General features: G+C 71.9%; 14 protein-coding genes. 2 read left to right on the top strand and 12 right to left on the bottom strand.

What is annotated here, in order from left to right; genetic code table 11:
- Positions 1-23: 23 nt before the first annotated feature.
- From PS467_RS39835 to PS467_RS39815, 5 genes are all read right to left on the bottom strand, one after another.
- Complete coding sequence (locus tag PS467_RS39835) at positions 24-2060, bottom strand: hydantoinase B/oxoprolinase family protein (RefSeq protein WP_311039394.1); 2037 nt, start codon at positions 2058-2060, stop codon at positions 24-26.
- Positions 2057-4159: a hydantoinase/oxoprolinase family protein gene (locus PS467_RS39830; RefSeq protein ID WP_311039393.1), complete on the bottom strand. Its 2103-nt coding sequence runs from the start codon at positions 4157-4159 to the stop codon at positions 2057-2059. The genes PS467_RS39835 and PS467_RS39830 overlap by 4 nt, the downstream gene beginning before the upstream one ends.
- A gap of 183 nt (positions 4160-4342) precedes the next feature.
- A complete protein-coding gene (locus tag PS467_RS39825) occupies positions 4343-5668 on the bottom strand; it encodes an MmgE/PrpD family protein (RefSeq protein ID WP_311039392.1) in 1326 nt (441 codons plus the stop codon).
- A gap of 2 nt (positions 5669-5670) precedes the next feature.
- Complete coding sequence (locus PS467_RS39820) at positions 5671-6981, bottom strand: MFS transporter (protein WP_268976558.1); 1311 nt, start codon at positions 6979-6981, stop codon at positions 5671-5673.
- 248 nt (positions 6982-7229) lie between these two features.
- Entirely contained in the window at positions 7230-7892 is a 663-nt protein-coding gene (locus PS467_RS39815; RefSeq protein ID WP_311039391.1) for a TetR/AcrR family transcriptional regulator, read from the bottom strand.
- 152 nt (positions 7893-8044) lie between these two features.
- On the opposite strand from PS467_RS39815, the gene PS467_RS39810 reads away from it, so the two are divergent.
- Positions 8045-10468: a SpoIIE family protein phosphatase gene (locus PS467_RS39810; RefSeq protein WP_311039390.1), complete on the top strand. Its 2424-nt coding sequence runs from the start codon at positions 8045-8047 to the stop codon at positions 10466-10468.
- A gap of 37 nt (positions 10469-10505) precedes the next feature.
- On the opposite strand, the gene PS467_RS39805 is transcribed toward PS467_RS39810, so the two are convergent.
- Genes PS467_RS39805 through PS467_RS39795 form a run of 3 tightly spaced genes read right to left on the bottom strand, consistent with a single transcriptional unit; the run spans position 10506 to position 14398 of the window.
- Positions 10506-11489 (bottom strand): glycosyltransferase family 2 protein, encoded by a 984-nt coding sequence (locus tag PS467_RS39805; protein WP_311039389.1) that lies wholly within the window; start codon positions 11487-11489, stop codon positions 10506-10508.
- Positions 11486-11860, bottom strand: a complete 375-nt coding sequence (locus PS467_RS39800; protein ID WP_311039388.1) for a hypothetical protein — start codon at positions 11858-11860, stop codon at positions 11486-11488. Before PS467_RS39800 ends, PS467_RS39805 begins: the two co-directional genes overlap by 4 nt.
- A 48-nt stretch (positions 11861-11908) precedes the next feature.
- On the bottom strand, positions 11909-14398 hold the full coding sequence (locus PS467_RS39795) for a glycosyltransferase (RefSeq protein ID WP_311039387.1): 2490 nt from the start codon (positions 14396-14398) through the stop codon (positions 11909-11911).
- 192 nt (positions 14399-14590) lie between these two features.
- Here PS467_RS39795 and PS467_RS39790 point away from each other — a divergent pair, with 192 nt between their 5' ends.
- Positions 14591-15106: an AMP-binding protein gene (locus tag PS467_RS39790; RefSeq protein ID WP_311039386.1), complete on the top strand. Its 516-nt coding sequence runs from the start codon at positions 14591-14593 to the stop codon at positions 15104-15106.
- Here the strand turns inward: PS467_RS39790 and atzF are convergent.
- Genes atzF through PS467_RS39770 form a run of 4 tightly spaced genes read right to left on the bottom strand, consistent with a single transcriptional unit; the run spans position 15082 to position 19736 of the window.
- Positions 15082-16878: an allophanate hydrolase gene (atzF, locus tag PS467_RS39785; protein WP_311039385.1), complete on the bottom strand. Its 1797-nt coding sequence runs from the start codon at positions 16876-16878 to the stop codon at positions 15082-15084. The genes PS467_RS39790 and atzF overlap by 25 nt on opposite strands.
- Positions 16875-17561, bottom strand: a complete 687-nt coding sequence (biuH, locus tag PS467_RS39780; protein ID WP_268976550.1) for a biuret amidohydrolase — start codon at positions 17559-17561, stop codon at positions 16875-16877. The genes atzF and biuH overlap by 4 nt, the downstream gene beginning before the upstream one ends.
- Positions 17562-17564: 3 nt before the next feature.
- Positions 17565-18962 (bottom strand): purine-cytosine permease family protein, encoded by a 1398-nt coding sequence (locus PS467_RS39775; RefSeq protein ID WP_311039384.1) that lies wholly within the window; start codon positions 18960-18962, stop codon positions 17565-17567.
- 60 nt (positions 18963-19022) lie between these two features.
- Complete coding sequence (locus PS467_RS39770) at positions 19023-19736, bottom strand: GntR family transcriptional regulator (RefSeq protein ID WP_311039383.1); 714 nt, start codon at positions 19734-19736, stop codon at positions 19023-19025.
- Positions 19737-19777 lie beyond the last annotated feature (41 nt).

Genomic DNA, 19777 nt, shown 5'->3' with positions numbered 1-19777 from the left:
CGTCCTCGCGTCGTCGATGCCGGTCATCGGAGTCCTTCGTGGTCGCCGTCCGGGTGGACGACCACATCCGCGCGAACCAGTGCTCCGGTGCGAGGGTCGGCGTACTCGACGAGCCGGACTCCCGGTCGCGCCTGGCACCACTGCCCGCGCTCGCGCAGCCGTTCATGGGCCTCGCTTCGGCGCACGGCCAGCCCGCCCTCGCGGGCCCAGCCCCTGCGGTCCTGGCGGATCCGCTCGCGCTCGGCGCTGGTCGCGCCGCGATCGGGGTGCCCTTCCGCGTCGAGCACGACGCCGTAGGAGACACGGGCGGCATCGACGGTGACCGCCCCGGATCGCACGTCCGCCGCCACGAGAGCGGGGTCGCGCTCGATCGGGTCGCCGTGTCCGCCCCCGCCTCCGACCCGCAGGACGACAACGTCCCCGGGGCCCACCGACAGCCCGAACTGCTTGCCCTGCAAGGGTTGTGGTGGTGCGGCCAGGTCGTCGACGGAGCGCGGGACGCGGCCCTGGGCGAGTGCTTCGTCCGCGCGGGCGCCGGCCACCAGCGAGGAGCCGCTGGTCGAGCCGGGGTAACCACCGAAGACGCCGGCCGGCGGGACCTGCCAGCACGCCGCCATCACGTGTTCTTGGCCACCGGGCGTGTACCAGGGCATGAACGCGAGGTCGATGCCCGCGCCGCCGCGTGTGCGGCCGGGTCCGCCGGAGTTCGGATTGAGCCTGCGCCACAGGTACAGGACCGGGTAGGCCAGCTCGTTGATCTCGATGTCGGGGATGCTGTTCTGTGGCTGCGCGAGCACGCCACTGACGTCCATGCCGTCGGCGACGGCCTGCGCGCCGGCCCCGCTGCCACCGCCGTTCATGTCCGGGAACGGCACCAGCCGGCCGTCCTCGTCAGGGGCGTAGAAGAAGCTCGCGCTCCAGGAGTCCTGCCACGGCGCCATCACGTGCTCGCGCACGAAGGCGTTGTCGCTGCCGGCCTGGAGGTCGGCGAGCAGCCTGGTGACCACCTTGCCGATCCGGAAGCCGGTCTCGATGTGCCCGGCGCCCATCGGCGCCGGCATCCGGGCGTCGCAGATGGTGCCCGGTTGGGTGACGACCTCGATCGGCCGCAGCGTGCCCTGGTTGATGGGCAGGTCCGGGAGCAGGGTGATCAGCAGCGGGGATACGACCGCGCCCAGTGTGGTCGCGGCGCTGACGTTGATGAAGCCGTCGGTCTGCGGCGCGGATTCGGTCAGGTCGAACCGCAGCGAGTCGTCGGTGACCGTGAGCGTGCACCGGACCGGGTAGAGCTCGTCGGTGTGGCCGTTGTGTTCGGCGAACTCCTCTGCGGCGTAGGTCCCGTTGGGCAGATCCGCGATGCGGCGGCGGACGGCCTGTTCGGCGAGGTCCTTCGCCGCCTCGACATAGGTGCGGAAGGTCGCGGCGCCGTATTGCCCGATCAGCGCCTGGAGCCGCTCGTCGCAGCGGTGGCAGGCGGCGATGAAGCAGCGGATGTCGTTGAGGACCAGTTCGGGGACGCGGATGTTGGTTTCGATGATCCGCCATATGTCCTCGACGATGCGACCCTGGTCGACGATCTTGACGCCGGGGAGCCGCAGCGCCTCGCCATAGGCCTCGGTCGCGATCGGGTTCATCCCGCCCGGCGCGAACCCGCCGAAGTCGTTCACATGTGCCTCGGCCCAGCACCAGGCCATCAGCTCGTCGCCGGCGAAGATCGGTCGCACCACACCCACGTCGACGGCGTGGGCATTGCCGGTGGTGAAGGGGTCGTTGCACAGGAACATGTCCCCCGCGCGGATCTCCGAGCGCGGGTAGGTGGCGAGGATGTGCCGCACGGCCTGGCGCGCGGCGCCGAGGTACATGGTGATGTAGCCGGCGTAACTGATGATGTCGCCATCGGCGTCGGCGATGAAGGTGGAGAAGTCGACTGCCTCCGCGATGGCGGGGCTGCCGGAGGCGCGCATCATCACCACGCCCATCTCGGCGGCGACGTTGTCCAGCGCCTTGGCGAGGATGTCGACGTCCACCGGGTCGAGCCGGGTCTGGTTGGTGAGGGTCATGCCGCGCTCTCCCCGGTGGTGGTGGGCTGGGTGTCGGTGAGCAGGTAGTTCCGCCAGCCGTCGACCCGCAGGTCCCAGCCGGCCGGGAGCTGGATGGTGGTCAGCGGGTGCTCGATCAGCGCGGGGCCGGACACCCGGGCCCCCGTGGGCAGCCGCAGCGCGTCGTGGACGTCGACCTCTTGGCCGGTGGGACGGTGGATGCGCCTGCGGCCGATCGGTGTGACCTGGATGCCGGTCTCCGGCTCCGCGGGGACGGTCTCGATGGTTTCCAGCCGGCCGGTGGCGGTGACACGGACCGACATCAGCACGACCGGACTGCCCACCCATGCGGTTCCGGTGCCGTATTCCTCCTCGTAGCGCGTGGGGAACCCGGCCTGGATCGCGGCCAGATCCGCCTCGCCGAGATCGTCGCGGCGCGGGATGGGGAGGCGCAGCTCCCACTGCTGGCCCGCGAACTTGAACTCCCCCTCCCACCGCACCTCGATGCGGTCGTCCGGGTAGCCGGCCGCACGCAGCGCCGCGACCAGTTCGTCGTCGAGCTCGCGCAGGGCACGGACCACCGCGCCGGCGTCGCCGCCCTGCCACATGGCCGAGCGGGCTCGGGTGCGAACGTCGTCGCTCGCGAGCAGGCCGCGGGCGGAGAAGACGGCGGCGTCGGCCGGAATCACCACCTTGCCGATGCCGACCGCGCGGGCGATGTCGGCGGCGAACAGGCCCAGCGCGCCGCCGAAGGCCACCATGGCGAATCGGCGGGGATCGTGGCCTCGTTCGACCGTGACCGCGCGGACGGCGTTGCCCATGTCCGCGATCACCATCCGATGCACATCCGCCGCGGCCCGCACCGCGTCGATTCCGAGCGGCTCGCCGATCTCGCGGGCCAGCGCCTCCCGGGCGCCGTCGACGTCGAGGGCCCTGCGGCCGTCCAGGAAGGACTTCGAGTCGAGGAGTCCCAGAACGGCGGACGCGTCGGTGACGGTGGGCCGGGTACCGCCCTTGCCGTAGCAGATCGGGCCGGGTTCGGCTCCCGCGCTGCGCGGGCCCACTTGGGGCACCCCCCGCGCGTCGAGCCACGCGATGCTGCCGCCGCCGGTGCCGATCGGCATCACGTCGATCTTGGACAGGGCGGTGAGGAAGCGCTCGCCCAGCATCACCCGCCGGGTGACCTGGGGGGTGGCGTCCCGCACTACCGAGACGTCGAAGGAGGTGCCGCCCATGTCGGCGGTCACGATGTCGCTCAGGCCGAGCCGGGTGGCCAGTGCCCGCGCCCCCATCACCCCGCCTGCGGGGCCGGAGTCGATGAGCGTGATGGGCCGCTGGCGGGCCTCCGCCGCGGACAGCGTCCCGCCGAAGCCTTGCATGAAGGCGACCGGCACACGCAGCCCGCGGGCGGCGAGTTCGTGCTCGATCCGGCTCGTGTACTCCGCCACCCGGATGCCGGTGAAGGAGTTGAGCACCGTGGTCATCGTCCGCTCGTACTCCCGGATGACGGGGTGCAGGCGGGATGAGACGCTCAGGAACAGTTCCGGGTACTCCGCTTCGACGATCGAGGCGAGCAGCTCCTCGTGAGCGGGGTTCGCGAAGCTCCACAACAGGGAGACGGCGATCGAGTCGACCCCTGCGCCTACCAGCGTGCCGATGGCGCGCCGTGCCTCCGCCTCGGACAAGGCGACGATCACCCGGCCCTTGCGGTCCACGCGCTCGGTGACCTCGACCACGTGTTCCCGGGCGACGATCTGCGGGATGCTCAGCTGCTTGTGGTGGTCTCGGTGGGCATTGCGGGCCGAACGGGCGATGAGCAGGTTGTCCCCGAAGCCCTGTGTGGTGATCAGGCCGACCGTGGCCCCGCGGAGTTCGGCGACCGAGTTGGTGACCACGGTGGTGCCGTTGACGAAGCGCGTGGTCGCGCCGAGCACCTCGGGCAGTGGCATCCCGATCCGGTTGGCGAGATTCTCCAGCGCCGCGAGGAGTCCGGCCGCGAGATCGTCGTGCGTGGTGTCGGCCTTGTCCGCATAGGACAGCCCGGTTGAGGAAAGCGCCGCGACGTCGGTGAACGTGCCACCGATGTCGCAGCCGATCTGGAACGTGACCGAGGAATGCAACGTCTTTGTCCTTCCCTGGTCGGTGCGCGGCGTGGGACTGCGCTCCGAGTGAGCTCGACATTAGAGACGACATAGTGTCGAGTCAAGCAACGAGTTGTCGTTTTTACTGGCCGGATCTGCCGCGATGCGGGCAGGCCAGGGCACGGGTGGTCGCGGCCGCGACCACCCGTTCCGGGGCGGGGTTCAGCGCAGGCGGGCCAGGAAGACCGCGACGTCCGGGCAGGATCCGGGGTCACGCACTGCCCGGACGATCGCCGTCGCGTCGTCGCCGAGCACCGCTGCCGCGTAGGTGTGGAACTTCTCGACCACACGGACCGCGCTCAGGTTCACGGTGTCGCGGTTGGTCGCCGACACGGTGCGGCCGTCGGCCAGCCGGACCGTCACCCGCGCGTCCCTGCGCCGCGGATAGGCGCGATCGGCCACTGGATCGACGGCCACCGAGATGCGCTTGGCCAGCGCCACGAGGCCGGGGTCCGGTGGCCCGGTGTACCGGGCTGGGCGCAGGGCGCCGTCGGTCAGCGCGGCGGCGACCGCGAACTGAAGGCTCATCTGCCGGGAGATCGTCGTCGACAGCGATGTGCCGTTGTCGCAGCCGGGATACCGCGCCGCCGCGCCGGAGGTGTGAATCGTCGCCTCGACGACCGCGTCCGGGTCGATCCGCCGTTCGGCGAGCCGCTGTGCGGCGTCGATGGCCTCTTGGGTGAGGGCGCACGAGGGGTGGGCCTTGAAGAAGGTCGCCGAGACCGCCATCCGGTCCAGCCGGACCTCCGGCTTCCCTGCGCCGTCCCGGGTTCCGCCGAAGGCCTGCTGGAGGCCCAGCGTTCCCTCGACCGCCGACGCGGCCCCCGTCGCACCTTCGCGGGCCAGAAGGGCCGCCACGAGCCCCGCGCGGCAGGCGTTCGCGTTCTGGAAGAAGACCTCCGTGGTCCCGTCCCGCGCCCACTGGCAGATGCCGGCGGCGGAGCTGGCCGCGATGGCCAGCGCGTGGGCAGTGGTGGTCCTGTCCAGGCAGAGCAGGTGGGCGGTGGCGGCAGCGGCCCCGAACGGGCCGAACACACCGCTGGCCCGCCATCCGCGAGCCACGAAGTCGTCGGTCAGCACCGTGGCCGCGACCTGAGCCACCGCCTCGTACCCGATGACGATCGCGCGCAGCACGTCGAGCATGGGCGAGCCCAACCGCTCCCCGATCGCGAGTGCCGCGGGTATCACCACGGTGCCCGGATGCACCCGGCTCTCGGCATGCGTGTCCTCGTGCAGGAGTGAGTGGCAGCCGACGGCGTTGGCGAACACCGCGTCCGCCAGCCCGCTCCGCCGTCCGCCGCTCGCCCAGATCGTGCTGTCGCCACCGGCGCCCGCGACCGCCCGTGCCTGGGCGACCCACGGCATCTCGCGTCCGCCGTAGGCGCAGGCGAGGGCATCGAGCACGCAGGTGCCGCCCTGGTCGATCAGGTCGGGGGTGAGCCGCGGCGCCGCGGCACCGAGCTGCTCCGCGAGCTCGCCGAGGAACACGGTCAGACTCCCTCGGTCGACCGCGCGCCGGGTACGTCGGCGACGTGGGCCGGCAGGTCCGGCGTGAGGACTTCCGGATGCCGCCGCCGCACGACCACGGCCGCCGCCAGGCTCAGCAGTGCCCCGAACATGAGGAACAGCGCCGGCGACCGGTTGTCGCCGGTCATCCGCACCAAGGACTGGCTGACGTACAGCGCGGGGCCGCCGAGCAGGGCCGCCGCCAGGGCGAAGCCCACCGCGAAGACCGTGGCCCGGACCCGGGCCGGGACGATCTCGATGTAGGTGGCGGGCGCGACCGAGGTGTACAGCGCGGGCACCACGCCGAGCAGCACGGTCGTCAGGATCACCGTGCCGAGACTCGTCGCCGACGACAGGGCCGCGAGGAGGGGGTACGCGAGCACCAGCATCGCGGCGGAGAGCCCGAAGAGCATCGGCCACCGCCCCCACCGGTCGGACAGCGGCCCGCCGACCGCGACGAGCACCACGGCCACGGCGATGCTGATGACCGTGGCCAGGGTGGCCTGTGCCGGTGTGAAGCCGAGCTGGATGATGTAGGACTGGGCGTAGGTGAAGGCGATGTAGTAGCCGATCTGCTGGAGCGCGGCGACACCGAAGACCAGGGCGATGAGCGACCAGTGCTTCGTGAACGACTCCTTGGCGGGCGAGGACGGGATCCGCCCCTGTCGCTCGAGGGCGCGGAACTCCGGTGATTCTTCGAGCCGGGCGCGGATGTAGAGCCCGACGAGCCCGAGCGGCAGTGCGAGCAGGAACGGAATCCGCCATCCCCAGGAAGCCATCGCCTGAGGGGACAGCGACGCGCTCAGGAGCAGGACGACCCCCGCGGCCAACAGCAGGCTGACCACACTCCCGATCTGCACGCGGCTGGTCATCGCACCACGCTTGCGCCGGGGGGTGAACTCCGCGGCGTAGGTCATCGCGGTGCCGTACTCACCACCGGCGGCGAGCCCTTGTATCAAACGGCACACCACCAGCAGGGCCGGCGCCCACACGCCGATGGATGCCGCCGTGGGCAGCAGGCCGATGAGCGTGGTGGCGCCGGCCATCAGGACCAAGGTCGCCACGAGCGAAGGCTTGCGCCCGAACCGGTCCGCGATCGATCCGAACAGCAGCGAGCCGAGCGGTCGCACCACGAATGCGACGCCGAAGGCCGCGAACGCCGACAGAAGGGCGACGCCCGGCTGGGAGCCGGGAAAGAACAGCTCGGCTATCAGGACGGTCAAGAACCCGTAGGCCGCATAGTCATAGGTCTCGACGGTGTTGCCGACGGCCGCCGCGAAGGTCACGCGCCGCATCAGGGCTGGAGGCGGGGTAGCGGCATGGGGAATGGAGGACATGCGGGCTCCCAAGTCGTCTGTGACGTGAAGGCCGAGACCGACGTGGCGATACCCCTTCCCTGACGACGCGCCGACCGCCGATGCCGGAGGTGAGCCGGTCTGCGCAGGAGCTACAGCCGTCCACCTGACCTGGGCACTCGTCGATGAAGCCGGAGTGACTGAGGTCTTGCATGGAGATTAAGAACGACACCCTGTCGAGTCAAGCATCATGCTGATGATCGATCGACAGGCGTCCGGCCCACGCCCTGAAGGCCGAGCGCGTCGACCCAAAGCCCGGTCACCACGTCCAGCAGCGCCTCCCGCTCGATCACGAAGACCTTCTGCACGATGGCCCGGAAACAGAGCTGATCGAGCTGCACCATGAGGAGTTCGACGCGCAGCCGCTGCCCCTCTCGGCGGTCCTCGGGGAATCCGGCGAGATATTCGTCCAGCTCACCGGCCAACTGATCAAGCTGGTCCTTCCACCTGGCCGCGACCTCGAGGTCACTCGCCATGGCCTCGTGAATGGCCGGCAACAACGGCGCCTGGTCCTCCCACCAGACGAGCGCCTGATCGAGCCACTGCCGCACCGACACCGCCGTCCCCTCGGCGAGCGCACGGCCGAGGAGCGCCCAGTGGCGAGCGCTCTGAAGCTGCCGGACGGCCTGGTAGACCTCGTTGAAGACCTCGGCCTTGTTCGCGAAATGCAGGTAGAAGGTCGCCCTGTTGACCTTCGCCGCCTTGGTGATGTCACCGATCGACGCCTGCCCGTAGCCACGTTCCTCGAAGACGTGCCGCGCGGCGGTGGCGATGCGCCGGCGTGTCATCCGCCGCTGTTCCTCGCGCACCGAGAGCAGACCAGTCGATTCACTCGACGCCTTGTTGTCCATCCGGCAATCATAGGCGGACGCCGCCGACCCCGGCGCACCAGCGGCCCCACGGAGCCGGCGGCTCCCGGTGATGCCGCCGTGGCCTCGCTCGGACCTGCCTGAATCACCCCATACTGAGACATGGGACCCGCCAGGTGAGGAGGCAGGGCAGGATGAACGCCTTCACCGATCACACCGATGCAGGGTTCTCCTTGCTCAACACCATCGCGGCGGCTGTCCTCGACGCCCAGGGCGCCGTGCTGTGGTGGTCCCGCGCGGCCGCGGAACTGCTGGACCGACCAGCCGCGGAGGTGTGCGGCCACCCGGTCGGGCACCTGCTCGCCGAGGAGTCCGGGTGCCGGGCCGAGGCCGCTGGGAACGCGATGCCGACGGCGGGACGGGCCCTGCTGCGACACCGCTCCGGCGGCATGGTCGAGGTCGCCTTCCGGACGCTCCCGATGGAGGTCTCCTCCCACCTCCTCGTCCTGGCCGCGCCCACTCGCCACGTGACCGACTGGGAACAGGGTGCCGCCCTCTTGCGGGCCCTCCTCGCCCAGGACCGGATCGGGATCGGCATCTACGACGCGGACCTGCGGTCGGTGCGGACCAACATCACGCCTGACGGGCACGACGGTCCCGCCCTGTCCCCAGGCGACCGACCGGCGCAGGCGACCGCCGCGCCGGACGCCGAGACCGCGGAGACGGTGCTGCGCCAGGTGCTGGCCACCGGCGTTCCGCTGGTCGAGCAGGAGCAGCCCATGCGCTCGCCGCGGGCCCGCGAGCGTCAGCGGTTCGTCTCGCTGTCCGCTGTCCGGCTGGAGGACACCCAGGGACACCCGGTCGGCGTGGCCGCGCTCAGCACCGACGCCACCGAGCGGCAGCGCGTCCGCCGCCACCTGGAGCTGTCTCACCAGGCCTCGGTCAGCATCGGCCGCTCCCTCGATGTGCGGCGCACCGCCCAGGACCTGGTGGACGTCCTCGTCCCCGCCCTCGGCGACCTGGCGTGGGTGAACCTGGCCGAGGCGGTGCTCAACGGCGACGAGCCGCCCAAGTTCCTCGGCGGAGGCGAGCTGCACCTGCGCCGGGCCGCCGTGGCCTCGGCCACCGGTCCCTGGCCCGCCGCGATGCTCCAGCCAGGTGCGACGGTTCCGCACATCATGGACTGGCCCGGCCTGCGCACCCTCCAGAGCGGTGAGGCCTTCATCCTGCCCGACCGAGCCAGCGCGATCGCCACGTACGAAAGCACCCCGGACTTGATCCCGCTGCTCATACCCGAGCGCGGGCATTCGGTCGCGTTGGCTCCCCTGGCCGCCCGCGGCCTGATGCTCGGCACGGTCGCGGTCTGGCGTACCGAGCGGACCGAGCCCTTCGCCGATGAGGACGCGGACCTGCTGGCGGAGATCGCGTCCAGGGCCGCGCTGAGCGTGGACACCGCCCGTCGCTACACCCGCGAACACCGTGCGGCCGTCGCGCTGCAACAACGCCTCCTCCCCCGCGCCGGCACCGACACCCCAGCAGCCGAGACCGCGGGCCTGTACCTGCCCGCCGGCGGAGGGGCCGAGATCAGCGGCGACTGGTTCGACGTCATCCCGCTGCCGTCGTTGCGCACCGCCCTGGTCGTCGGCGATGTCGTCGGCCACGGCCTGCCCGCCACCGCCACCATGGGCCGCCTGCGCACCGCCGTGCAGACCCTGGCCGACCTGGAGCTGGAGCCCGAGGAGCTCCTCACCCACCTCGACGACCTCGTCCAGCGGCTCGCCGGCGAGTCCGCCCCCGAACATCAGGACGCCTTCGGCGCCACGTGTCTGTACGCCGTCTACGACCCCATCGCCCGCCACTGCACCCTGGCCAGCGCCGGCCATCCCCCGCCCGTACTGGTCCGGCCCGACGGCACGGTCCGGACCCTCGACATCTCCCCCGGTCCGCCACTGGGCGTCGGCGGCATGCCCTTCGAAACCATCACCCTCGACCTGGTCCCCGACAGCGTTCTCGCCCTGTACACCAATGCCCTGATCGACCGCGGCCGCCACGACCTCGAGGGCGGACTGCGCCTGCTGACCGACCGTCTCGCCGCCCTGTGCCGCCCCGCTCGCCCGCTGGCGGAGCTCGGCCGCCACCTCCTGGCCGACGCCGCCGACCCCCCGCCCCGCGACGACATCGCCCTGCTCCTCGCCCGCACCCGCGCGATCCCACCGGAGCACACCGCGAGCTGGGAGTTCCCCGCGAATCCCACCATCGTGGCCGACGCCCGAGGAGCCACCGTCCGACAGCTGGCCGCCTGGGGACTGGACGACCTGACCTTCACCACCGAACTCATCGTCAGCGAACTGGTCACCAACGCCATCCGCTATGCCGGCGGCCCGGTCGGACTCCGGCTCATCCGCGACCAGGTGCTCATCTGCGAGGTCACCGACCCCAGCAACACCCAGCCACGCCTGCGCCGAGCCCGCTGGACCGACGAAGGCGGCCGCGGCCTGTTCCTCGTGGCCCAGCTCACCACCCGCTGGGGCAGCCGCTACAGCCGATCCGGAAAGACCATCTGGGCGGAACAGCCCCTCCCCGCGGGCTCGACCACCGCGCACCTCACCTCACCATGACCGAGGGAGTCCGCGCTCTTGCCGGGCCAGGCGGCGTTCAGGCGGGCACGGGCTCGCCGCGCCCGGCCAGGGCCTCCTCCAGCCGTTGGATATGACGGTGCTGCAGTCGAGCGGTGCGCTGGAGCCGCATGACAACCCGCAGGAACGTGTCCATGTCCGCGGCCCGGGTGAGGATGTCGTCCGGCACGCGGTCATCGGCCAGGGCCTCCGGCTCGTCCTGGGCGAGCAGGGCCCGAGCCCAGGCCCGGGTGACCGGCTTGAACATCCCCGGGTGGTTGGCCACGATCCTGGCTCGGGCGGCCAGGTCGTTCTGGGCCGCCTCCACATGCAGTCCGTCGTCCTTGTTGCGCGCCCCGAACAGCGGTTGGGGAATGTGATGAGCCGTGAAGCCATGTTCGGCGCAGGCAATCCAGAAGTCCCAGTCCTCCCCGGCGCGCATGTCCTCGACGTAACCGCCCACCGTCTGCCACACCTCGCGGCGGTAGAGCGAGCAGTAGAACATGATCAGCCGCCGCAGCAGCAGGTCCCGGTCGTAGTCCGGAAGCCGCAGCACCTGCGCGGGCAGGTCGTCGTCGGTGAAGACGGACACGTCGGTGGAGACGATGGCGATGCCGGGGTTCTGCTCCAGCACCGCGACCGTGAGCTCCAGCATCGTGGGGGCGATCACGTCGTCGGCGTCCAGCGGCAGGACGTAGCGGCCGGTGGCGGCGGCGATGCCCGCGTTCCGCGCGGCCGAGACCCCGGCGTTGGCCTGCCGCAGCAGCCGGATGCGCCGCCCGGGGTGGGCGGCGATCAGCGACCGGGCCACCGCGGCGGTGTCGTCGGTGCTGCCGTCGTCGACCACGATGAGCTCCCAGTCCGCATAGGTCTGGGCCAGCACGCTCTCGACAGCCTGCGGCAGATAGTGACCGTAGTCGTAGCAGGGGATGACCACCGAGACCACCGGCTCCCGCGCCGCCGCGGCCCCCGGGAGGCCAGCCTCCAGGGGGCCGCGTTCCGGGCCGGCGGGTGCCGAGGTCATCGGTGCCCGCCGCCGTGCGCCCCGCGCTGGTCGGCCCTGGACTTCGACGGCTTGGCGGAGACGGCGATGTTGGCGCAGTGCGCACCCTCGGTGACCGGGGCGGTGACGATCACATTGGCGGTGCTGGTGACCCCGCTGGAATCACAGTGGTTCACCTGCGTCAGACCGTGCGGCTCACCGAAGATCTGCGCGAAGTTGACGCAGTTCGGCTGCGCCGGCGCCCCGCCGATGCCGGCGGCGCCGCTCGCCTCGCAGTCGTTGGTCTGCTCGACGGAGGAGGTGTCCGGACCCAGTGCGCCGGCGTCCGCCCCGCCGAAGACCACCGCGCCGGCCGCCGCGGTCACCAGCGCCGCTGTTTTGCCGATGTTCATACGATTCTCCTTGTGTGCGCTCCGCGGAACCTCCCCGGACGCACCTGGCTAACGATCACCACGCACCTGGGCTTCGGCGCCAAGACCCGCTTCACCTGTCCGGCTCAGCGGGCCGCCGCCCCAGTGGCGGGGATGCACCACCTCCACCCCGGGCAGCGCCCAGCACTCCACACCCATGTCCCGGGCCAGCGCGGCCAGCCCCTCGGTCTCGATGAGTTCGCGATAGGGGACGGTCGGGAACACCAGCCCGTCGCGGTGCAGATGGGCGTGCACCAGCAGGGCCGTACCGCCGACCCCGTCCACGCGCACCCTCGCGTGGCCGCGCAGTTCCTCGAGATAGCTCCGGCCGAATCCCCTGGGCGGCTGGAGGATCCCGTCGCGCAGCCACCGGCTCCAGTCCAACGTGTCGGCGTTCGGGTGCAGGACGAAGGTGTTCAGGTCGAAGGTCGGCCCGCCGGGCTCGGCGACGCAGTGCGGAACGACGATCTCCTCGCGGGCACCCAGCAGCCGCTGGATGAGATCGGGCGGATAGTCGGTCACATCGACATCGAGCCACAGCACCCACTCCTCCTCCCCCAACGCCCGCGACAACAGCTGGTTGCGGGACCTGGCCAGCACCGACCGCCGCTGCCGCTGGGCGGCCGGCTCCCAGCGCGGCCCGGTCAACTGGAAGCCGAAGTGCCGCCGTACGAGGGTGACCCGCCGGAACTCCGCCTCCAGCACGGGCAGCGCGTCCTTCAGGGCCTCCCAGGTCCCGTCATGGCTGTCCCCCTCCAGCAGACCGACGGAGACCGCGTCGCGGGGATAGTCCAGGGCACGCAGGTTCTCCAGGTAGCGGGGCAGGAAGGCGACGGCATCCTTGACGGGCGTGAGGACCAGGACGGAAGGGCGCTCGGCCGCGGGAGCAGGAGCCGGAGCGGGCTTGGCCACCTCGGGAGCGGGTCGTCTGGCGTGCGGGAGGGGGCGTGGCACGTCCCCCGCCGCGTTCGGAGCCGTCTCCGGGGCCGGGGTCGTGACCGGCCGCTCCGCCCGGACCAGGTCCGCCGGATCGAGGGGCAGCCGGGCCGCCATGGCCCTCAGGTGGCCCGCATAGGCGGGGCCCGGAACCCACACATGGGTCGCCGCGTCGAAGAGCCCGGCGAAGTGGGGTTCATCGAAGGTGTTGGTCCCGTGGTAGACGTAGGTGTACAGCTCGGGCGCGTCCACGGAGACCACCCGCCCGGCGCGCAGCACCGCCTCCGCGACCGGGGAGTCCTCGCCGCGCCGCTGCGCCGGGTAGCGCGGAAGCACCTCCTTCGCACAGACCATGGACCCCTCCCACACCCGCGCACCGGAGACCGCGAGCAGGCGCCGCTTCGGCCACCACAGCCGCTCCCGGGCCAGGAAGCACGCCGTGGCGTCCAGTCCCAGCAGCGCCGCCATCTGCACCTCCACCCGCTCCGGGTCGTACAGGTCATCGTCGTCCCACTGGCACACATACGGCCCGGTGGCCAGGTCCACCGCGATGTTGCGCAGCTCGCCCAGCGTGCGCCCCTCCGGCGGCAGCCGCCGGAAGCGGATGCGTGGGTCGGCCAGGGCGCGTACGTGGTCCTCCAGCGCGCCGTCGGCACTGTCGTCCACCACGACCAGCTCCACGCTCGGATAGGTCTGGGCCAGGAAGCAGCGCACGGCGCGCCTGGCCCATGGCAGCCGGTCCTTGGTCACCATCAGGCAGGACACGGTCGGCGCGGGGGCTCCCGAGGCCCAGCGCTCGCGCTGCGGGTCCAGGTCGAGCCCTCCCCTGGCGCGGGGCCGCAGGTCCTGGCTGGTCCAGAACGGGATCTGGCGTCCGGCCATGGACTGCGCGGGTGACGGGGCGTCCTGGCCCCAGCTGTCCGCCCAGTGGTGCACGGCGTAGGCGTGGTCGCGGTCGACGGGCCGGTCGCCGAACAGCTCGGCGGCCACCGGGCTCAACAGCGGATACAACGTCTTCGCCCCCAGGACGGTGATCCGGCAGTCCTCGGGAGCCCGGTCGATCGCCCGGGTGAGCATGAACGTACCGGTGGCGTCCAGCGAACCGGGGTGGGTATGACTGCCGACCAGCTGCCGGTGCACATGGGCCAGGAAGGGATGGCCCGGCCGCGAGGCCAGGAACCCGGTCCCCACCAGGCGCGGCAGACCGCTCCGGTGAGCCGACAGCAGCTGGGCGTGCTCCTGCGGTTCGAGGCCGACCACCAGCTCCTGGCCCGCGAGCAGCGCGTCCACAGGGCGCAGACACTCGAGGTCCAGATCCACGTACACCCCGCCGAAACGGTCGAGGATGAAGTACCGGCTGGCGTCGGCTCGCATCGCCCCCTCGGGGTACCGGTCATAGATCGGCAGGAACCACCGATAGTGCTCGGCGAGCAGGGCGCGGCACTCCACCTGCGTCCACAGCCGGTACTCCCACTCGGGGTGGTGCCGACGCCAGGATTCAACCCACGCCTGACACTTCGGCGGTACGTCCTTGTCATTCCAGATTTGGTGAATAATAGGGGAGATATCCCTCTGTTCGGGCATGTGGCCAGTATGTTCGCGTGGTGGGCCGGCCGGGCGGCGGCGTGAGGGCGAACATCACCCGCCCGGCCCAGCGCACATCCCGGGTACCGGCGGTGAAGGCCCAGGTGGCGGCGGTCAGCAGGGCGAGGACAACGCCGGGGGGAACAGCACCCGTTCGGGGACGGCCCGGGTGCGACGACCGCGTAGTTCTGGATGGCCGGTGCCACGGTGGTGCCCAGGCCCGGAGGACCCAGCCTGCTCGGTCCCGAGCTGGACACGTTCCTGCGGGAACGGGACATCTCGGCCCTGTGCTGCGTTCCCACCCTGCTGACGACGCTGGACGACAGCACATCCGAGCTGCGTTTCCCGCTGGTGTCCGGGGAAACGTGCCCGCAGGATCTCGTTGTCCGCTGGCACCGGCCCGGCCGGCGGTTCCTCAACGTCTACGGCCCGACCGAGGCGACCGTTACGGCAACCTGGAGTCCCCTGGCCCCTGACCGTCCGGTGACGATCGGTGTGCCGCTGCCGACGTACTCGGTCGCCGTCCTCGATCCGGAACGGGACACGGTCCTGCCGCCGGGCATGACGGGGGAGATCGCGATTGGCGGGATCGGGCTCACCGACGGATACCTCAATCGGCCCGATGTGACCGCGCACGCGCAGTGGCGCGGCAATCCGGCGGTAGAACTGACCACCGGTGCGGCCTACCGGTCCACGGCGCCAACATGACCAGGAGCAGTCCGCGTCCGGTTCGCCCCGGAGGCTCGTTCACGGTTCAGGTAGCTGCGCCAGTCCCCGTGCGCGGTGATGTCCGGCGCGTCCAGGACGGCGTACGACTCGCACAGGAAGCCGGTGACGGAGCGGCCGTCGTCGAGCAGGACCCGGCCCAGTGTCATGGGCTCCGGCAGGGCGGCGAGGAACCGGCCGAGCGCGGCGGCGGGCAGCGCCCACAGCTCGCCGGTGACGGAGCGGCCTTCCTCCCCGTCGGGCACCCGCAGCAGGCCGGGACGCGGGGGGCTGCCCGGCAGGGCGGCCATGCGGTAGCGCGGCGCCGTGCGCACCGGGCCGGCCAACCGCGCACCGTAGGCGGTCAGTTGGGGGTTGAGCGGCTGTCCGGACAGGTGGGCGCCGAAGACGGCCAGGGGCAGTCCGGGCGGGCCCCAGGCGGCGACCGGCGCCGTGTCCGGGCCGGTCACCGCGTCGGAGCCGTCCGGGGCGGGGGTGATCAGGGCCGCGATGTCCGCGGCGACCCGGTCGGCGAACGCCCTGGCGATGACGGTGACGCCGAACGGCCCGCCGGCCACGCTGCCGGCGGGCACGGCGACCGCCGAGAGGTCCATGAGATTGACGAAATTGGTGTAGGTGCCGAGGCGGTTGTTGACCCCGATCGGGTCGGCCGCCACCTCGGCGAGTGTCGGGTGTTCCGGCGCGGTGGGCAGCAGCAGTGCGGCGCATCCGTCGAGCAGCGCCATGGCCTGATGGGTGAGCCGCTCCAGCCGGGCGCGGTCGGCGGCGTAGCGGTGGGCGGGTATGCGGCCGGCGTCCTGGACGATGCGGCGCACGCTGGGGTCGAGATCGTCTGTGCCGCGGGCGATGAACTCGCCGACCGCGGCGTGCCGTTCGGCGGCGAACCCTCCGCCGTACAGCAGCTCGGCGGCCTGGAGGAACGGGGCGATGTCGACGGTGACCAATTCGGCTCCGGCGGCCTGCAGCCGCTGTGTGGCGGCGGTGAACGCGGCCCGCCAGGCGGGGCTCATGGCGACGAGGCCGGCCTCGTCGGGCACGGCGACGCGGGGCCGGGGCGGTGCGGCGAGCGGCGCGTCGGCAGGCCAGTCACGGGTCGAGGGGGTGCCGGGTCCGTGGCCGGCCATGACGGCGGCGACCCTCTCCGCGGCGGGCAGGCCGGGGGCGAGGACGGTGACGCAGTCGAAGGGCCGGGCGGCGGGCACCACGCCCTCGGTCGGGACGAGCCCGAGGGTGGGCTTGAGACCGACGATCCCCTGGAACGCGGCCGGTACCCGCCCGGAGCCCGCGGTGTCGGTGCCGAGCGCGAAGTCGACGATCCCCAGGGCGACGACGACCGCGGATCCCGAGCTGGAGCCGCCGCTGACCCGCTCCGGGTCGTGCGCCGCGCGCACCGCTCCGTACGGGCTGCGGGTCCCGACGAGTCCGGTGGCGAACTGGTCGAGGTTGGTCTTGCCCAGGGCGATGGCCCCGGCTTCGGTCAGCCGCGCGACCGCGGGGGCGGAGGACCGTGGCCGGTAGGCGTAGCCGGGGCAGCCGGCCGTGGTGGGCAGGCCCGCGACGTCGATGTTGTCCTTGACGGCGAAGACCTGACCGGCGAGCGGAAGTTCCTCGCCTGCCGCGGTACGGGCGTCCACACGGGCCGCCTCGGCCAGCAGCTCCGCCTCGGGCCGTAGCGTGATCCACGCCTCGGGCCGCTCCCCCTCGGCGAGCCGCGCCAGTGCCTGCCGTACGCGTGCCGTGGACGTGCCGTTCACGCGGTCTCCTTCAGGGCCGCGAGCCACTGGTCGCTGGTGGCGACGGCGCCGAAGATGCCGCCCTGCATGCTGATCATGTTCAGCGCGGCCTCGTGGTTGCCGCGTTCGGTGGCGCCCGTGCAGTCGGAGAGCAGCAGGCACTCGTAGCCGCGGTCGTTGGCCTCGCGCATCGTGGTGTGGACGCAGACGTCGGTGGTGATGCCGGTCAGTACCAGGTGGGTGATGCCACGGGTCCGCAGCAGCAGGTCGAGGTCGGTCGCGTAGAAGGAGCCCTTGCCGGGCTTGTCGATGATCGGCTCACCGGGTTCGGGAGCCACTTCGGGCACGATCCGCCAGCCGGGCTCGCCGCGCACCAGGATCCGGCCGCATGGACCTTCGGAACCGATCTCCGCGCCCATACGAGCCGAGCGCCAGCGTTTGTTGGCCGGGAGGTCGGACAGGTCGGGGCGGTGCCCTTCACGGGTGTGGATCACGGTCATGCCGGCCTCGCGGGCGGCGGCCAGTACGCGCGCGGTGGGTTCGAGTCCCGCGCGGGTGAGGGATATGTCGTAGCCCATGGCGTCGACGTAGCCGCCGGGGCCGCAGAAGTCGGTCTGCCAGTCGATGCACAGCACGGCGGTGCGGTCGACGGCCACGTCGCCGTCGTAGGGCCAGGTGTACGGAGTCGCGTTGACGGTGGCCACGAGTCAGTTCCTCTCGGAGGCGGGTACGGGTGCGGATGCCGGGGCGGGGGCCGCGTCCCGGGGCGGGCGCTCCAGGGCGAGGTGGAGCAGAGCGGCGGCGACCATGCCGGTGATGGCGTCGCAGTACTGGGGCCCCTCGTAGTGCACGACCGTGGCCAGGGCGGCGCCGCCCGCCCAGGCGATCAGGGGCACGGCCCGCAGCCGGGCACCGGCCGGACGGGCGGCCGCGGTGCGCCGGCGCACCAGCTGATCGGTGATGATCACCGCGCCGATGGGCGGGACGAAGACACCCAGCAGGGTGAGCCAGGTCTCGAAGTGCTCCCAGACCCCGGCGAGAGCCACCGCCAGGCCGAGCGTCCCGATGACGAGCACCAGACGTCGCATGGCGGCGCCCGTCAACTGCCCCCAGCCGACCGCCGCGTTGTAGAGGCAGTGCGCGGAGACGGAGCCGAGGTTGACGAAGACGAAGGCGACGGCCGCGGCGGTGAGCACACCGCCCTGGCCGGTCAGCAGGCCGAGGAAGTCACCGCCGGCCGATGCGGGCGCCGCGGCCGCGCCGGCGCCGACCACCACGGCACCGACGATCAGCGCCACGAGATTGGCCAGCGGGAAGGCGGTGAGCGAGGCGAGGACGGCCTCGCGGCCGTTCTTCGACCAGCGGGTGAAGTCCGCGGTCATGGTGCCCGAGTCGATGAACCCGGCGATGACCATGGTGACGCAGGCGCCGAACGCCAGCGCACCCCCGGCCGGGGCGTGACCGTCGTACGACAGCACGTCCGACACGCTGGTCTCGCGCAGGGCCAGCACGATGGCCACGATGCCGAGCACCACGTACAAAGGGGCCGCGATCCACCCGATGACGGCCAGCGCGCGGATACCGGCGTAGGCGAGAGCCACGTACAGCACGCCGGCGAGCAGCACGGTGGCCGGTACGGGCCAGCCGAGCGCGGCGTGCAGGGTGGAGCCGGTGAGGCCGACCTGGAAGGCGAACCAGCCGATGACGACGGTCGCCAGGAACCCGGAGACGAGGGTGGCGCCGCGGGGTCCGAAGGTGACCGCGGCGATCCGGGCGAAGGTGTTGCCGGTACGGCCCGCGAGGTAGCTGAGTGCCCCGACGTAGCCGCCCAGGACGAGACAGCCGACGAGGATCGCCAGCATGCCGCGGGCGAAGCCGAGGTTGAAGACGATGACGCCGCCGAAGACGGCGTTGGTCAGCACCATGGGGAAGCCGAACCAGACGGAGGACACCGACAGCAGCGGCCGGCGGTGCTCGGGCGGCACCGGGCGGTCCTCGAACTCGTCCTGAAGCCGTGGTCGGGAGCCGGGTCCCGGGTCGGGTGTCGGTGTTTCAGCCGATATATCGGTCAGCGGTGGGGTGTCGGGGGTCGGGGACGGCGTCATGGGGAGCTCCTGACGGCGGGGGCGGGAACGGGGGTGCGAAAGGGGTGTTCAGCCCTGTGGTCAGCCCTGGTGGAGGGCCATCTGCGCGATCGCGTGCGCGGCGCGTTTCTCGACGACGTCGAGGGATTCGCCCACATGGCGGCGCAGCGCGGTGAGCGCTTCGGGCAGCCGGTGGGCGAGGACGTGCTCGACGATGTCGAGGTGCTCGGTGACGGTCCGCTCGATGCGGTCCTCGGTGAGGTAGTCGTACATCCGCACGGGGCGGATCCGGGTGGTGACGGATTCCAGCGTCTCGGTCAGCTGCCGGTTACCCGACGAGCGGAGCAGCGTGCGGTGGAAATCCTCGTCCTCCAGCACGAATCCGGGGTCGGGTGCGGGCATGTCGGAGCGCAGCGCACGCCAGCGGTCCCGCAGCGGTTCCAGGAGTGCGGCGTCGTGCACCACCGCGTCGGACTCCAGGGCGCGGGTGATGCCCCGCAGTTCCACGGTGATCCGCAGTTCGTACAGGTCGCGCAGCTCGGGGAGGTTCGGCCGGGCGGTGTAGAAGCCGTCCGGCAGGCGCTGCACCAGCCCGTCGGCGACCAGCCGGACCAGCGCCTCTCGGACCGGGGTCCGGGACACACCGAGACGCTGCGCCAGGTGCAGTTCGACCAGTCGGCCGCGCATGCCGAACTCGCCCCGCAGCAGCATGCCGCGCAGCTCGGTATACGTTTCCTCGCGCCGATTGCGCACGGCTCGGTTCGGCGCCGGTTCCCCGGTCGGCTGTGTCGACATACGTGTATGCACGGGTGCGTCCATGGCGGGAACGCTAGAGG

The organism is Streptomyces luomodiensis, from assembly GCF_031679605.1.
In the GTDB taxonomy this organism is placed as follows: domain Bacteria; phylum Actinomycetota; class Actinomycetes; order Streptomycetales; family Streptomycetaceae; genus Streptomyces; species Streptomyces luomodiensis.
Note: the sequence above shows the minus strand (reverse complement) of the source record. Positions and strands in the feature narration are given on the sequence as shown.

What these genes read in the sequence shown, in the direction of transcription:
- PS467_RS39835 (WP_311039394.1), bottom strand. Translation starts at nt 2,060, where the DNA reads ATGACCCTCACCAACCAGACCCGGCTCGACCCGGTGGACGTCGACATC.
- PS467_RS39820 (WP_268976558.1), bottom strand. Translation starts at nt 6,981, where the DNA reads ATGCGGCGCGTGACCTTCGCGGCGGCCGTCGGCAACACCGTCGAGACC.
- PS467_RS39815 (WP_311039391.1), bottom strand. Translation starts at nt 7,892, where the DNA reads ATGGACAACAAGGCGTCGAGTGAATCGACTGGTCTGCTCTCGGTGCGC.
- PS467_RS39810 (WP_311039390.1), top strand. Translation starts at nt 8,045, where the DNA reads ATGAACGCCTTCACCGATCACACCGATGCAGGGTTCTCCTTGCTCAAC.
- PS467_RS39805 (WP_311039389.1), bottom strand. Translation starts at nt 11,489, where the DNA reads ATGACCTCGGCACCCGCCGGCCCGGAACGCGGCCCCCTGGAGGCTGGC.
- PS467_RS39800 (WP_311039388.1), bottom strand. Translation starts at nt 11,860, where the DNA reads ATGAACATCGGCAAAACAGCGGCGCTGGTGACCGCGGCGGCCGGCGCG.
- PS467_RS39795 (WP_311039387.1), bottom strand. Translation starts at nt 14,398, where the DNA reads ATGCCCGAACAGAGGGATATCTCCCCTATTATTCACCAAATCTGGAAT.
- PS467_RS39790 (WP_311039386.1), top strand. Translation starts at nt 14,591, where the DNA reads ATGGCCGGTGCCACGGTGGTGCCCAGGCCCGGAGGACCCAGCCTGCTC.
- PS467_RS39775 (WP_311039384.1), bottom strand. Translation starts at nt 18,962, where the DNA reads ATGACGCCGTCCCCGACCCCCGACACCCCACCGCTGACCGATATATCG.
- PS467_RS39770 (WP_311039383.1), bottom strand. Translation starts at nt 19,736, where the DNA reads ATGTCGACACAGCCGACCGGGGAACCGGCGCCGAACCGAGCCGTGCGC.